13 protein-coding genes are annotated in these 13158 nt (G+C 59.8%); 3 read left to right on the top strand and 10 right to left on the bottom strand.

The annotated features are described in order from the left end of the window. Positions 1-380 precede the first annotated feature (380 nt). The 3 genes from J3P95_RS00280 to J3P95_RS00270 form a co-directional block, all read right to left on the bottom strand. The gene (locus J3P95_RS00280; RefSeq protein ID WP_434559780.1) at positions 381-845 is read right to left on the bottom strand and encodes an inhibitor of vertebrate lysozyme family protein; all 465 of its coding nucleotides are present in this window, start codon (positions 843-845) and stop codon (positions 381-383) included. 2 nt (positions 846-847) lie between these two features. Further along, positions 848-1012 (bottom strand): DUF1328 domain-containing protein, encoded by a 165-nt coding sequence (locus J3P95_RS00275; RefSeq protein WP_003177151.1) that lies wholly within the window; start codon positions 1010-1012, stop codon positions 848-850. An 80-nt stretch (positions 1013-1092) separates the two neighbouring features. Further along, positions 1093-1380 (bottom strand): hypothetical protein, encoded by a 288-nt coding sequence (locus J3P95_RS00270; RefSeq protein WP_434559778.1) that lies wholly within the window; start codon positions 1378-1380, stop codon positions 1093-1095. A 438-nt stretch (positions 1381-1818) separates the two neighbouring features. Between J3P95_RS00270 and algB the strand changes: the two genes are divergently transcribed. Both algB and J3P95_RS00260 read left to right on the top strand, forming a co-directional pair. Continuing rightward, positions 1819-3165, top strand: coding sequence for a sigma-54-dependent response regulator transcription factor AlgB (gene algB / locus J3P95_RS00265; protein WP_434559776.1), 1347 nt, complete (start codon positions 1819-1821; stop codon positions 3163-3165). Between the two features lie 10 nt (positions 3166-3175). Continuing rightward, complete coding sequence (locus J3P95_RS00260) at positions 3176-4966, top strand: ATP-binding protein (protein WP_434559774.1); 1791 nt, start codon at positions 3176-3178, stop codon at positions 4964-4966. 7 nt (positions 4967-4973) lie between these two features. Here J3P95_RS00260 and J3P95_RS00255 read toward each other — a convergent pair whose 3' ends face one another. The 7 genes from J3P95_RS00255 to J3P95_RS00225 form a co-directional block, all read right to left on the bottom strand. Beyond that, positions 4974-6587: an EAL domain-containing protein gene (locus J3P95_RS00255; RefSeq protein WP_434559772.1), complete on the bottom strand. Its 1614-nt coding sequence runs from the start codon at positions 6585-6587 to the stop codon at positions 4974-4976. Between the two features lie 75 nt (positions 6588-6662). Further along, on the bottom strand, positions 6663-7442 hold the full coding sequence (locus J3P95_RS00250) for an N-acetylmuramoyl-L-alanine amidase (RefSeq protein WP_434579214.1): 780 nt from the start codon (positions 7440-7442) through the stop codon (positions 6663-6665). Between the two features lie 100 nt (positions 7443-7542). Beyond that, positions 7543-9567 (bottom strand): diguanylate cyclase, encoded by a 2025-nt coding sequence (locus tag J3P95_RS00245; protein ID WP_434579216.1) that lies wholly within the window; start codon positions 9565-9567, stop codon positions 7543-7545. Then, the gene (locus tag J3P95_RS00240) at positions 9564-10442 is read right to left on the bottom strand and encodes an endonuclease/exonuclease/phosphatase family protein (protein WP_186614197.1); all 879 of its coding nucleotides are present in this window, start codon (positions 10440-10442) and stop codon (positions 9564-9566) included. The genes J3P95_RS00245 and J3P95_RS00240 overlap by 4 nt, the downstream gene beginning before the upstream one ends. A gap of 15 nt (positions 10443-10457) precedes the next feature. Continuing rightward, positions 10458-11099: a thiol:disulfide interchange protein DsbA/DsbL gene (locus J3P95_RS00235; protein ID WP_434559766.1), complete on the bottom strand. Its 642-nt coding sequence runs from the start codon at positions 11097-11099 to the stop codon at positions 10458-10460. 184 nt (positions 11100-11283) lie between these two features. After that, positions 11284-11895: a c-type cytochrome gene (locus J3P95_RS00230; RefSeq protein ID WP_434559764.1), complete on the bottom strand. Its 612-nt coding sequence runs from the start codon at positions 11893-11895 to the stop codon at positions 11284-11286. Between the two features lie 46 nt (positions 11896-11941). Beyond that, positions 11942-12232: a c-type cytochrome gene (locus J3P95_RS00225; RefSeq protein ID WP_186614191.1), complete on the bottom strand. Its 291-nt coding sequence runs from the start codon at positions 12230-12232 to the stop codon at positions 11942-11944. A gap of 191 nt (positions 12233-12423) precedes the next feature. Here J3P95_RS00225 and yihA point away from each other — a divergent pair, with 191 nt between their 5' ends. Further along, a complete protein-coding gene (yihA, locus tag J3P95_RS00220; RefSeq protein WP_434559762.1) occupies positions 12424-13065 on the top strand; it encodes a ribosome biogenesis GTP-binding protein YihA/YsxC in 642 nt (213 codons plus the stop codon). Positions 13066-13158: the final 93 nt, after the last annotated feature.

The following is a 13158-nucleotide window of genomic DNA, read 5'->3' as shown; positions in this document are numbered from 1 at the left end:
TCGATGAAAAGCGGCGCGGGGAAATGCACTTTGACCGGCCAAACAGGTTGAGCGCTCTCCGATATACGGTCACGCGCCGATGGACGGGTGAAAGAGCGAGACAATAGGCCACGGCGTTTTGCAGGTTAGGCCAGAAAATAGCCAACCGCTCTAGCGAGAGGTTTAGCGAACACAAGCTCTACGCAAGTTCGCCAAGTCTGCGCGACTTTGCGAACTTGCGTTGCAGCTTTTTACCTGACCCGGCCCTTTCGCAGGCACCCCTTGTGCCCGTAGGTCACTCCGACCCTGATGGTCAGAACGTCCCAGCCCCCTGGTCATGCTTAGGCCCTCCTCGGGCTTCGCAGAGAGAAAAGCAGGGCTGCTTTTCTCGTTTCAAGAAATCAGTACCAGTTTGGATCTTTCTTGAGCTGTTCCATTAACAGTTCTTGCATACCTTCATCGGGATTGCCGAGGAAGCGATAGTCCGCATGACGGGTGGGCGACTTGTCGGCTGGGAGGCCCGCAGGTACCTCGACCAACATGGCGTAGGCATCGTCCTTGTCGAAACTGACGGCTACGATCAGCCGCTTGCTCTTGCAGGTATCCTGGGTTTCGCACAATGGCCCGACCAGATACCGGTCGCCATCCTCCTCGACCGCATTCATTTGCTCCGAGGCACCGGTCAGGTTCATGACCCACTCCGGCAGACGTTCCTCCTTCTTGACCACCCCCTGCCAGGTCTCACGGTACTGCGGGTCTGCCTGAAGCAGTTGATTGACCCGCATCTGTCCGTCGTTGGCAGCCAGAGCCATGGCACTGCCGCCCAGTAGCAGGGCGGCCGCCAGTCCTTTGAATGACACGCTCATATTCAGCCTCGGCCGCGACGACCAAAAAAGAAGGAGGCGATGAACATGACCAGGAACACGACAAAGAGAATCTTGGCGATGCCCGTGGCGGTGCCTGCGATACCACCGAAGCCCAGTACGGCGGCGATGATGGCAATGATCAGGAAAGTAATTGCCCAGCTCAACATGGTGATTCTCCTTACGCTTTTCTATTTAGTTTTGGTCTGGCGACGATGGTTCCGGCGTAACGGACGACCGGTTTATCAAATTAGAAAACCCACCGCTCTTCACGAGGCATCTCGACAAATGGCTGCGGCTCGTCGACTTCCATCATTCGCATCGAAGCGGAGGCTTCGGCGAGATTGCTGACGGAGCTGAAATGGGTTTGCGGGGCACGATGAATCGATACCAGTGGCGCTTCCGGCTGCTGGCTTTCCTGCCAGAGCAGCAACTGCTGACCTGCCACAAGCGTAATCAGCAATGCGAGGACGGCCCACAGACTCTGCTGGATAGGCAGGGAGGTCATGCGAAACTGGGCGGCACGTTGACGATTCATCCTGAAATTCCTCCGCACCCTAGCGGTGATCTGGTTGAGGCGCTTTGAAACGCCACGTTGATCAGATCATTGCAGTCGGCATGCCAGAAATTTGATCTCGATAAATCACTTAAAAATCAATAGGTTATTGATTACGTCAAAAGAGCCAGGGGCGCATCCTGCACGATGGGCCGGGCGTAGGTCGTGCGTTCTGCACGACCCTTCAGATACTCGGTGTAAGATTCTTTTTGAATTGCCAATCGGAAATGGATGTCGGAATGAGCGAGCCGAACCGTAGGAAGCGAAGAAGAACTAAAAACTGGATGCAAATCAGGCTTTTAGGTGCAGGACGTCCACAATGAAGCCTTCGATGGGTATTATTCGGTCAGAATCGACCATGCAACTTGCCCGATTTTTCTGACACTAACCATCATCATTAGCTAAAGGAGCGTAGGAAAAATGGAATCCGCCACTGAGCATCAAGGCCGCATTCTGCTGGTAGACGATGAGTCCGCCATCCTGCGTACCTTCCGTTATTGCCTGGAAGACGAAGGCTACAGCGTCGCCACCGCCAACAGTGCCGCGCAGGCCGATGCCTTGCTGCAACGCCAGGTGTTTGACCTGTGCTTCCTTGATTTACGCCTGGGTGAGGACAACGGCCTCGACGTATTGGGACAGATGCGTATCCAGGCGCCCTGGATGCGCGTCGTCATCGTCACCGCCCACTCGGCTGTGGACACTGCCGTCGATGCGATCCAGGCCGGGGCCGCCGATTACCTGGTCAAGCCCTGCAGCCCGGACCAATTGCGCCTGGCAACCGCCAAGCAACTGGAAGTACGCCAGCTGTCCGCCAGGCTCGAAGCATTGGAAGGCGAAGTGCGCAAGCCAAAGGACGGCCTCGATTCCCACAGCCCGGCGATGAAAGTGGTCCTTGAGACTGCCCGTCAGGTTGCCAGCACCGACGCGAACATTCTGATTCTCGGCGAGTCCGGCACCGGTAAGGGCGAACTCGCACGGGCCATTCATGGCTGGAGCAAACGCGCGAAAAAATCCTGCGTCACCATCAACTGCCCGTCGCTGACCACCGAACTGATGGAAAGCGAACTGTTCGGTCACAGCCGCGGCGCGTTCACCGGAGCCAGCGAAAGCACGTTGGGTCGGGTCAACCAGGCCGATGGTGGCACGCTGTTTCTTGACGAGATCGGCGATTTTCCCCTCGTTTTACAACCAAAGTTGTTGCGTTTCATCCAGGACAAAGAGTACGAGCGGGTCGGTGACCCGGTAACCCGTCGTGCCGATGTACGTATTCTCGCGGCCACCAACCTCAATCTTGAGGACATGGTGCGCGACGGGCGCTTCAGGGAAGACCTGCTGTATCGCCTGAACGTCATTACCTTGCACCTGCCGCCACTGCGCGAGCGGACCGAGGACATCCTGACCCTCGCCGACCGCTTCCTGGCGCGCTTCGTCAAGGAGTACGCGCGCCCTGCGAGAGGATTCAGCGATGAGGCTCGCGAAGCCCTGCTAGGCTATCGCTGGCCAGGCAATATTCGCGAGCTGCGCAACGTGGTGGAGCGCGCCAGCATCATCTGCCCGCAGGAAAAAGTCGAAATCAGTCATTTGGGCATGGCCGAGCAACCGACCAACAACGCGCCGCGCATTGGCGCCGCGCTGAGCCTGGACGAACTGGAAAAGGCCCACATTGGCGCAGTATTGGCCACCGCCGACACACTCGACCAAGCGGCCAAGACCCTGGGTATCGACGCCTCTACGCTGTACCGTAAACGCAAGCAATACAACCTGTGAGCGGCACCTTATGAAACTGGCGATGAAGCTCCGTACCCGGCTGTTTCTCAGCATTTCGGCGCTGATCACCGTGGCATTGCTGGGATTGTTGCTTGGCCTGGTCAGTGTGTTGCAAATGGCCAATACCCAGGAACAATCGGTACGCGACAACTTCGTATTGCTGGACCTGGGCCTCAAGTTGCGCCAGACGCTGGGCGATCAACTGATGATCATGCTTGAGGAAAAGCCCGACCTGGCGGCGCTGGAAGAGTCCAAACGCGAGTATTTCGAGTTGTTGGACGAAGGTATCGCCCATGAGCGGGAACTGGATGACCCCGCAACCAGCTTCACCCGCGCCAAAGCCGACTACGTCAGTTTCCTCCAGGCCTTCGATGCCTCTCGCCAGCAACCGACACAGCTGACCGGCATCCAGGACCTCACTGAAAAATTCAACGTATTGCGTGGAGGCCTGATCGAGGGGTACCGACATGCCCTTAATAAAATCGGCGATACCCAGGACCGCGCCCGCGAACGCGCGCTACTGATTTCCGCCTTGCTGGGGCTGGTGGGATTGGCAGTGCTGATTATCGGCTTCGTGACCGCCCATGGCATCGCCCGACGTTTCGGCGCACCGATCGAAGCCTTGGCTGCTGCGGCCGACGACATCGGCCAAGGCAATTTCGAGGTGACCCTGCCGATCTCGTCAGCGGCGGAACTGAATCTGCTGACGCGCCGCTTCGGCATCATGGCCCAGGCGCTGCGCGAACATCAGGCGACCAATATCGATGAATTGCTCGCCGGGCAGCAGCGCCTGCAAGCGGTGCTCGACAGCATTGACGACGGCTTGCTGATGATTGATCGCCAAGGCCGGCTGGAGCATTTGAACCCGGTGGCCCAACGTCAGCTGGGCTGGGACGAGGAGCGCCTGGGCCAAGGCCTGGGCGAGGCGCTTGGACGTGTGGAATTGGATGAAGAGCTGCAACTGGTGTTACGCGGAGGCACACAAGAACGCGCGCCTGATGACTTGGGCATTGAGGTGGATGGCGAATCGCGAGTGCTGACCTATAGCCTGACACCGGTGATCCACACCCAAGGCCAAATCCTCGGGGCAGTAATGATCTTGCATGACGTCACCGAGCAACGGGCCTTCGAACGCGTGCGCAGCGAGTTCGTCCTGCGGGCGTCCCATGAGCTGCGCACCCCGGTGACAGGCATGCACATGGCGTTCGGGTTGCTGCAGGAGCGCATGCATTTCGCCGAGGACTCCCGCGAGGCGGACCTGCTCAACACGGTCAATGAAGAAATGCAGCGGCTGATGCAGCTGATCAATGACCTGCTTAATTTCTCCCGCTACCAGAACGGCTTGCAAAAGCTCACCCTGGCGCCTTGCTCCATCGAGGAACTGTTGGAGGCGGCGAGGATGCGGTTTGCAGCGCAGGCCGAGGGCAAGGGCATCGAGTTGCTTGTGGAAATCCAGGGTCCTTTGCCGCGCCTGCACGCTGACGCCGCGCAGTTGGACCGGGTCCTGGACAACCTGATCGATAACGCAATGCGCCACACCAACGACGACGGCCAGATTCGTTTGCAGGCCCGACGCCATGGCGAGCGGGTGATTATCAGTGTTGAAGATAACGGCGAGGGGATTGCCTACGGCCAGCAAGGACGAATCTTCGAACCTTTCGTCCAGGTCGGACGCAAGAAGGGCGGTGCCGGGCTCGGGTTGGCGCTGTGCAAGGAGATCGTCCAGCTCCACGGTGGACGCATGGGCGTCTATTCCCGGCCAGGGCAGGGCACCCAGTTTTATATGGCCCTGACAGTCTGAGCAGGCGTCAGGCTTCGTCGTCCAGGCGTCGTACAAGCCGACGCCGCCCGCGGGTAATCAATTCGATCAGTTGCACCGCGCTGAGCGCATGGGCGAACAACCACCCCTGACCAAACTTCACGCCTTCGCTGCTCAAATACGACGCCTGGGCCTCATGTTCGATGCCCTCTGCAATCACCTTGAGCTGCAATGCATGGGCCATGCGAATGATGTGCGGGGCCACGCCACTGCTGGCGGCATCATGACCCAGGGCGTCGATGAACGCCTTGTCGATCTTCAGGCAATCGACCGGCAGTGTTTGCAGGTAAGCCAGGCTGCAATAACCCGTGCCGAAATCATCGATCAGTACCTGATGCCCTACATCACGCAACGACTGCAGGTTGTCCCGGGCGACCAGCGCATCGACCAGCCCGCGCTCGGTCACTTCAAAGGCAATCTGGTGCGCCGACACGCGATGCAGCGCCAGCAAACGGGCGATCACTTCGCCGATGCGCGGCACCATCACGTCACATGCCGCCAGGTTCACCGAGATGTACAAGTGGGGATTGGCCCGCAATAGCTGGCCCAACTGATCGAATAACCGCTGGAGAACAAAATCGGTTATCTGGCGGATCTGCCCGGTGTCTTCAGCCATCGGTATGAACAAGTCTGGACTGGTGAGGGTCCCGTCGGGCCGACGCCAGCGCAGCAGGGCTTCGGCGCCTACGCAGTTGCGGCTGTGCAGGTCGAAAATCGGTTGGTAAAGCACCTGCATTTCACCGCGCCGGATGGCCCCGTGCAGTTCCGCGTCCATGGATTGGCGCTGACGAGCCAGCAACAGGACCTGGAAGCCAATGCCCAGCCCCAGCATCAGGCTGATGGGCAGCATCCACCAGGCTTTGGTCGGAATCTGCAGGCTGCTGCGCGGCGCTATCAACACCAGTTGATATTCCGGATTGTCGGTCGACATTCTGTAGATCAGCCGGGTCTGCGTGACTTGCAAGGCGCTTTGGCTTTTGGGTGGCCAAGGTTCCGTCGGCGGCCAACGCTGCGGGGTGCCCAATACCGGAATGGCTCGCTCACCTTGATCAAGAACCACCAGCAGACTGCTGCCCGGGGGCAGATCGACAACGTCGGTCAGGTGTCCGCGAGACGTCGCGACCCGGAAATTGCCGCGCCCCAACATCAACGCCGCGCGATTTTCGTCAGGCTCCGTGGTGGTGTTGAGCCAGTAACTGTAGGCCGGACCCCGCAAGTCAGGTGGGCGAACCCACGACAAACCGCTCTGGCGCGGGCGATTGGAGCATACGCCGCTGCTGTCGATATAAGCCGCCTCGTAGACAAAACGATAGTTGAAGCTCACCTGTTGCAGGGTGGCGATCATGTCATCGTTGCAGCCGCGCAAGGGTTGAGCCTGCAAGTCGTCGAGGCTTTCGCGCAGTTGCCCGAAAAGCTGTTCCAAGCGTTGCAGGAAGCGTTCGCCCTGGGCATTCATCTGTTCGCTTTCACGCTGCTGGATCTGCTGTACTACCACGAACAGGCTTCCCGCCAGCAACAGTACCGTACTCAGGGCAGCCGCTATCATCGCCAGTAAGATAGGGCGATGGAGCCAGCTTTGCAGAGTCTCGCGGGCAGCCGTCATTATTGGTAATCCGAAAGTTACCAATGAGTTATAGCTTCTGTTTTGAATTTAGCCCGGCCAGTCAGACGGGCGTCATTATTTTGTCTGGTTGAGCACCTGCAAAATCGCCGCGCTTTGCGCGTCTGGCACGCCGTCGAACCGGGCCGGGCGGTAGCGCATCTGGAAGGCCGCCAGGACCTGATGAGTGGCAACGTCCCATTCGCCAGTGCGTGGAGTGGGGTAGCCGAGGCGGGCCAGCTCGGCCTGGAACCAGCTGGCGCTCGGTGGCTGCTCGGCGTAAGCGGCTTGCTGCCGTGCCACAGCCAGCTCGTCTGGCCAGACGCCCAGGCCGGACTGTGCCAGGCGCTTCCACGGAAACAACGGCCCCGGATCCAGCTTGCGCATGGGCGCAATGTCGCTGTGCCCAATGATATTGACGGGGTTGATCGCGTTACGTCGGGTGATGTCCTTGAGCAAGGCAATCAAGGATTGCACTTGGGCCTCGCTGTAGGGGAACCAGAGACGCCCGGTCGGCGTGTCGATATAGCCCGGATTGACGATTTCAATCCCGATGGAGCTGGAATTGAGCCATGTCCGGCCCTGCCATTCGCTTTCGCCGGCATGCCATGCGCGCCGGCTTTCATCGACCAGCTTGTAGATGGTCGCGTCCTTATCGTCGCCGATGAGGTAATGGGCACTGACTTCGCCGTGGGTCAGCAGCGACAGGGAACGCTCAAGGGAAGCCGAGGTGTAGTGCACCACGACAAACTGGATGCGGCTGTCATGATTGACGGACGGATGGCTGGTGTCGAGCTGGGGACCGCTCGCGCAACCGGCCAGGACAAGCAACGCAACGAGGAGCGGGAGAAGTTTCATGGCGAAGGCGTACACGCAGGGAAATAATGCAACAGTGTAACGTATAGCCTCGTGGATGACCGACCGAAGCCCAGATATTAAACAAAATGGAACAATGGCCTCAGCCTAGCTCCACTCGGTTACGCCCGGCATTTTTGGCACGATAAAGCGCTTGATCGGCTCTTTTAAGCACCGTATCGCTGTGCTCTCCCGGCTTGAACGCCGTCATGCCCATGGACACCGTGACCGTTACCGGTTCGCCCTTGAAATGGAACGGACAGGCTTCGATGGCCGCACGCAAGGCTTCGGCCAGTTTCGCCCCCGCCGCCAGCGGCGTATCCGGTACCAGCAAGACAAACTCCTCGCCGCCAAAGCGGGCGATGAAGTCCCCGCCGCGCACACGCTTGCGCAACACCGAGGCGATGAGTTTCAGCACACGATCGCCGGCCAGATGGCCATAGTTGTCGTTGATCCGCTTGAAGTGATCGAGGTCGAGCATGGCAATCAACAAGCTGTTGCCGTGTTGCTGCCACTCGCCAACTTCCCGTTCGAGGCGCTCGGTCCAGGCCGCCCGGTTAGGTAAACCGGTCAGCGGATCGACCAGCGCCTTTTGCCGCTGCTCTTCCAGGTTTTCCCGGACGATCAGCGCGTCCTGCTCCATCAGCGCAACCCGCTCGGCAAGGCTTTTCAGGCGAGCCGAGACCTCATGCTCACGCTGGGCACGCTGCTTCTGATGCTGGTCCATCGTGCCGAGCAGGCCTTCGAGGTGATTTTCCAAAACTTGCTTGAGGCCTTCCAGATCGTCGGCTTGCTGCATACTGCTCTGCAAGCCATCGACCTGCTCGCGGATCTGCGTGTCCATTTCCATGGAGGCGGACAGATTGTCGGCATGATCTTCGCTGGCGGCCTGCAAGGTGCTCTGGAATGACTCCAACCGATCATTGAGTCGCTGCAGATAGGCTTCGAATTCATGCTGGCCGCTGTCGGTGATCGCCAGCATCAAGACCGCAAGATCATCGAGGATCGGCAGCAGTTCATACCAGTTCAAGCCGTTTTGCAGGCGCTCACGCATGGCTTCCGCTTGGGGTCGGTGACGCTCGGGCAGCGTCAGGTCACCCAGCAGGCCCAGCAGGGTGTCTTCGATATGCCTGGCGACCGAGCTGTAGGAGGGCTCGGGGGAGTCGGGCAGGGCATAGTGAGCCTCTTCGGAATCAACCGTTGCGGGAAGCTCGGTCGGTTCTGCGGGCGCAACCGGTGTCTCGTCGAGCGCAGGCGCCTCTGGCGTCAACTCGTCGGGATTTTCTTCCGGTGTCGGCGCTGGTTCGACGTGTTCACTGCCGGTTAGCGCCGGCTCCAAGCTCGGCGGCTCCACTGGCTTGGCCGATACCGGCGCAGGGGCGGGCTCCTCGACGGGCGCGGTGGATATGACCGGCTCGGGCGGCGTATCGGGCGCGTGGACTGGCTCCGCTATCGGTGAGGGAGCGGGCGCAGGGGTCTCGGAGATTGCGCTGGCTTCCGGCTGTGGAGGGGCGAGCGGTGCGGGGGCCGGCAACGCTGTTTCTATTGCGGACGCTGCGCTCGTCTGCACAGGCGCGGGCGGCTGGGGCGGCACCTCTTCATGGCCATGGCCACCGAACAATCGTTGCAGCAGGCCCGGGCGGCTCGGCTCATCAGGCGTATCCAGCACGCTCAAGGCCTTGCCCTGCAAGCTACTCAATTCGCTGAGCAACAGGGGGATTTCCCGAGCCTGGCCGACCCGCGCCTCCAACTGCTTGGAAAATTTCTTCAAGGGCCGGCTGACGTCCTTCGGCAGCGGCAACGTTTGCAGCTGGGCGACCAAGGCGGTCAGGGCGGCGCTCATTTGTTCGACCCTAGTCTCGCGGCGCTGCTCGGAATCGAGTACGGCTTTCTCCAGCCGCGGCAACAGGGCGGCGAGGGCCGCGTCCATATCGTCGGTGCGCACCACTTCGCGCATCTCTTTCATACACTGGTCTACAACCCGGTCAGTGCCCTCGGCGGCCAACGTACTGCGCACCAGGCCGCGACGCAGCAAGTCGAGCCGAGCGTCCCAACGGCGCTCAAGCTTTTCCTGCTGTTCGATGCTCTTGAGGTATTTCTCTCTCCAGCGTTCGGCGTCGTCGCTCATTCATCGGATCCGCGAGGGGCAGGACTCAGGGCGGGAAACGCGTCAGCCGTGAGCGAACCCGGCAAACGTATTTCAACCGCGACTGGCAGGTGATCGGAAATCGGCTGGGCCAATACCTCGAAACGTTCGAGGGTCAGGGTCGGGCTCAGCAGGATATGGTCCAGGCAACGCTGGGGGCGCCAGCTGGGAAATGTCGCTTCCAGTTGCGGGGCAAGCAGCCCAAGGTCGCGCAGAGGAGAGGTCTGCAGCAAATCGTTGGCATGGGTATTCATGTCGCCCATCAATACCTGGTGCTTGTAGCCACCAATCAGCTCACGAATATAGGCCAGTTGCATCGTTCGGGTACGAGCACCGAGGGCCAGGTGCATCATCACCACGACCAACGCCTCCGGCCCTTCGCCAAAACGCGCCAGGATCGCTCCGCGCCCCTTGGGGCCCGGCAACGGATGGTCTTCGATCGCCCACGGCCGCAGGCGACTCAGCACGCCGTTACTGTGCTGCCCGAGCCGGCCGAGGTTACGATTGAGTTGTTGGTACCAATAAGGAAAGGCGCCCAGTTGGGCGAGGTGTTCGACCTGATTGACGTAGCCGGACCGCAGGCTTCCGCCGTCGGCCTCTTGCAGCGCGACCAAGTCGAAGTCCTTCAACAGGTCGCCGATTTTCTGCAGATTGCCGGCACGTCCGGTGTGCGGCAGCAAATGTTGCCAGCCGCGGGTAAGGTAATGCCGGTAGCGCTCGGTACTGATGCCGACCTGAATATTGAAACTGAGCAACCGCAGGCGGCTGTCAGCCGGCAGGCCCGTGGATGCGACATGATGCTCGTTGACCCGTGGTTCATGTAGGCCAACGATGCGTTCGGTACTCCAGCGGGCCATGGGCGAGGGCCGCGCTTAGTTGGCGGCAGCCTTGGGGGCCGCTCGCTCTTTGGCGATCAGCTTGTCGGCCAGTTGCAGCGCTTCATTCGCACCGCCAGCAGAGCCGATGTCAAAGCGGTATTTGCCATTGACGACCATGGTCGGTACGCCGGTGATTTCGTATTTCTTCGCCAGCTCTTTGGCCTTGTTGATCTGGCCCTTGATAGCGAAGGAGTTGAAGGTTGCCAGGAATTTGTCCTTTTCGACGCCTTGGGTGGCGAGGAACTCGGCCATGTCCTCAGGATCGGTCAGGCGCTTCTTTTCGTTCTGGATGGCATTGAACACTGCTGCGTGGACTTGATGCTCGACACCCATCGCTTCAAGGGTCAGGAACATCTGGCCGTGGGCATCCCATGGGCCACCGAACATGGCCGGGATGCGCACGAAGTTGACGTCCGAAGGAAGCTTTTCAACCCATGGGTTGATGACCGGCTCGAAGGCATAGCAATGCGGGCAACCGTACCAGAACAGCTCCACCACCTCGATTTTGCCAGGCACGGCAACCGGTACGGGGTTGGCCAATTCTACATACGGCGCGGCGGGGGCTTCAGCCGCTTGGGCAGTCACGCCAAACAGGCTGGCGGCGACGAGCGCGGCGCTGATGATCAGATTACGCATGCTTTACTCCTGGACAATGAGGTGGCCTCGCGGGGCGTGTTTTTCAGACAGGCCGCCGCGGGTTCAGTTTCGCTAGTGTAACGGCAGCGGCCACAAAAAAGGGCGGCCAAAGCCACCCTTTTGATGTTTGCATCGACAGATTAATCGAGCGTTAACGTTGCAAGGGGCATCCCTCGCAACGGCCTTAGTGCAGGCCCTGGATGTAGCTGGAGACGGCCGCGATATCTTCGTCGCTCAGCTTGCGAGCGATGGTGCGCATGGTCATCGCATCGCCATCATTGGCACGACCGCCTTCTTCCTTACGGAAATCGGTCAGCTGCTTGGTGATGTATTGGGCATGCTGGCCGCCCAGGTGCGGGAAGCCGGCGGCAGCGTTGCCTTTGCCATCTGGGGAGTGGCAGCCCGTGCAGGCTGGCAGGCCTTTTTCCAGATTGCCACCCCGGAACAGTGCTTCGCCGCGCGCAACGAGTTTTGGATCGGCAGCACCTACGCTACCCTTCTGACTGGCGAAATAAGCCGCCATGTCCGCCAGGTCCTGATCGTTCAGATTGTTCAGCAGGCCCGTCATTTCCAGCACGACACGCTTGCCGTCCTTGATTTCCTTAAGCTGCTTGGTCAAGTAACGCTCGCCCTGGCCCGCCAGTTTCGGAAAGTTGGGCGCCATGCTATTGCCATCCGGGCCGTGGCAGGCCCCGCATACGGCCGCTTTCGCCTGACCGGCAGCGGCATCGCCAGCGGCGTGGGCTACGCCGGATATCCCCAAGGTCAACAGCAGACTCACGATCAGTTTGTTCATCAGCTAATCCAACTACGGCTAAGGGTTAAAGAGTTATGGGCCGGGTTTACTCGCTCATCCACTGGATGATGGCTCGGTAATCCTCGGCACTGCAGTCCATGCACAAACCACGCGGCGGCATCGCCTTGAAACCCTGGGTCACGTGTTGCACCAGCGTCTCCATACCTTTCGCCAGCCTCGGCGTCCAAGCTGCCTGATCACCCTTGCGGGGCGCCATGGGTAGTTGGCCGGAATGACAGGCACCACAAACACGGTTGTACACAGCTTCCGGATCCTGTGTAGCCTGAGCGCTGTAAAGCGGCATCAAGACACCGGCAGCTAGCAGCCATTTCGTCATAAAACGACCTTTTCAGGGTTGAGAGCGAGCTGCGTTCTAGTGCGCAATTTCGGTCGGTCGCTCCCGTGAGCTTCATCCTACGCTGGGACAAAGCGCACACAAAATCTGCGGCATTATATACTGGCGTCACTGAAACGGAAACGACACAGCTTGCCGCGTCCATTCCCGACGCCGCCCACATCGGAAATCCCATGCAACTGAAGAACCCCATCCTTGGCCTGTGCCAACAGTCCACCTTCATGCTCAGCGCCGCCAAAGTCGACCAGTGCCCCGACGACGAAGGTTTCGAAGTGGCCTTTGCCGGGCGTTCCAACGCCGGCAAGTCCAGCGCGCTAAACACCCTGACCCATGCCAGCCTGGCACGCACCTCGAAAACCCCAGGCCGCACACAGCTCTTGAACTTCTTCAAGCTAGACGATGAACGGCGTTTGGTCGACCTGCCCGGTTACGGTTATGCCAAAGTGCCGATTCCGCTCAAGCAGCATTGGCAGCGCCACTTGGAAGCCTACTTGGGCAGTCGCGAGAGTTTGAAAGGGCTCATCCTGATGATGGACATCCGCCATCCGATGACCGACTTTGACCTGTTGATGCTCGATTGGGCAGTCGCCAGCGGCATGCCGATGCACATTTTGTTGACCAAGGCCGACAAGCTTACTTACGGCGCAGCCAAGAACACGCTGCTCAAAGTGCAATCGGAAATCCGCAAGGGATGGGGCGACGCGATCACCATCCAGCTGTTTTCGGCGCCCAAGCGTATGGGCCTGGAAGAAGCCTATACGGTGCTGGCCGATTGGATGGAACTGGCCGACAAAGGCAGCGACGAAGCTGAATAAGCCAAATCGCAGGCAAAAAAAACCCCGGACTTCTTATGGGGAGGGGGAAGTTCGGGGTCCAAGTTCCGGACCGCTAGGGCGGGGTCCAGATAT

Origin of the sequence: Pseudomonas sp. Z5-35 (assembly GCF_051131945.1) — a bacterium.
GTDB classification, from domain to species: domain Bacteria; phylum Pseudomonadota; class Gammaproteobacteria; order Pseudomonadales; family Pseudomonadaceae; genus Aquipseudomonas; species Aquipseudomonas marvdashtae.
This window is presented reverse-complemented; position numbering and strand designations above follow the sequence as displayed.

Bases quoted from the DNA above. Each gene is read 5' to 3' on its own strand.
- J3P95_RS00280 (WP_434559780.1), bottom strand. From the start codon at position 845: ATGAGCGTGTCATTCAAAGGACTGGCGGCCGCCCTGCTACTGGGCGGC.
- J3P95_RS00275 (WP_003177151.1), bottom strand. From the start codon at position 1,012: ATGTTGAGCTGGGCAATTACTTTCCTGATCATTGCCATCATCGCCGCC.
- J3P95_RS00270 (WP_434559778.1), bottom strand. From the start codon at position 1,380: ATGAATCGTCAACGTGCCGCCCAGTTTCGCATGACCTCCCTGCCTATC.
- algB (WP_434559776.1), top strand. From the start codon at position 1,819: ATGGAATCCGCCACTGAGCATCAAGGCCGCATTCTGCTGGTAGACGAT.
- J3P95_RS00260 (WP_434559774.1), top strand. From the start codon at position 3,176: ATGAAACTGGCGATGAAGCTCCGTACCCGGCTGTTTCTCAGCATTTCG.
- J3P95_RS00255 (WP_434559772.1), bottom strand. From the start codon at position 6,587: ATGACGGCTGCCCGCGAGACTCTGCAAAGCTGGCTCCATCGCCCTATC.
- J3P95_RS00250 (WP_434579214.1), bottom strand. From the start codon at position 7,442: ATGAAACTTCTCCCGCTCCTCGTTGCGTTGCTTGTCCTGGCCGGTTGC.
- J3P95_RS00245 (WP_434579216.1), bottom strand. From the start codon at position 9,567: ATGAGCGACGACGCCGAACGCTGGAGAGAGAAATACCTCAAGAGCATC.
- J3P95_RS00240 (WP_186614197.1), bottom strand. From the start codon at position 10,442: ATGGCCCGCTGGAGTACCGAACGCATCGTTGGCCTACATGAACCACGG.
- J3P95_RS00235 (WP_434559766.1), bottom strand. From the start codon at position 11,099: ATGCGTAATCTGATCATCAGCGCCGCGCTCGTCGCCGCCAGCCTGTTT.
- J3P95_RS00230 (WP_434559764.1), bottom strand. From the start codon at position 11,895: ATGAACAAACTGATCGTGAGTCTGCTGTTGACCTTGGGGATATCCGGC.
- J3P95_RS00225 (WP_186614191.1), bottom strand. From the start codon at position 12,232: ATGACGAAATGGCTGCTAGCTGCCGGTGTCTTGATGCCGCTTTACAGC.
- yihA (WP_434559762.1), top strand. From the start codon at position 12,424: ATGCAACTGAAGAACCCCATCCTTGGCCTGTGCCAACAGTCCACCTTC.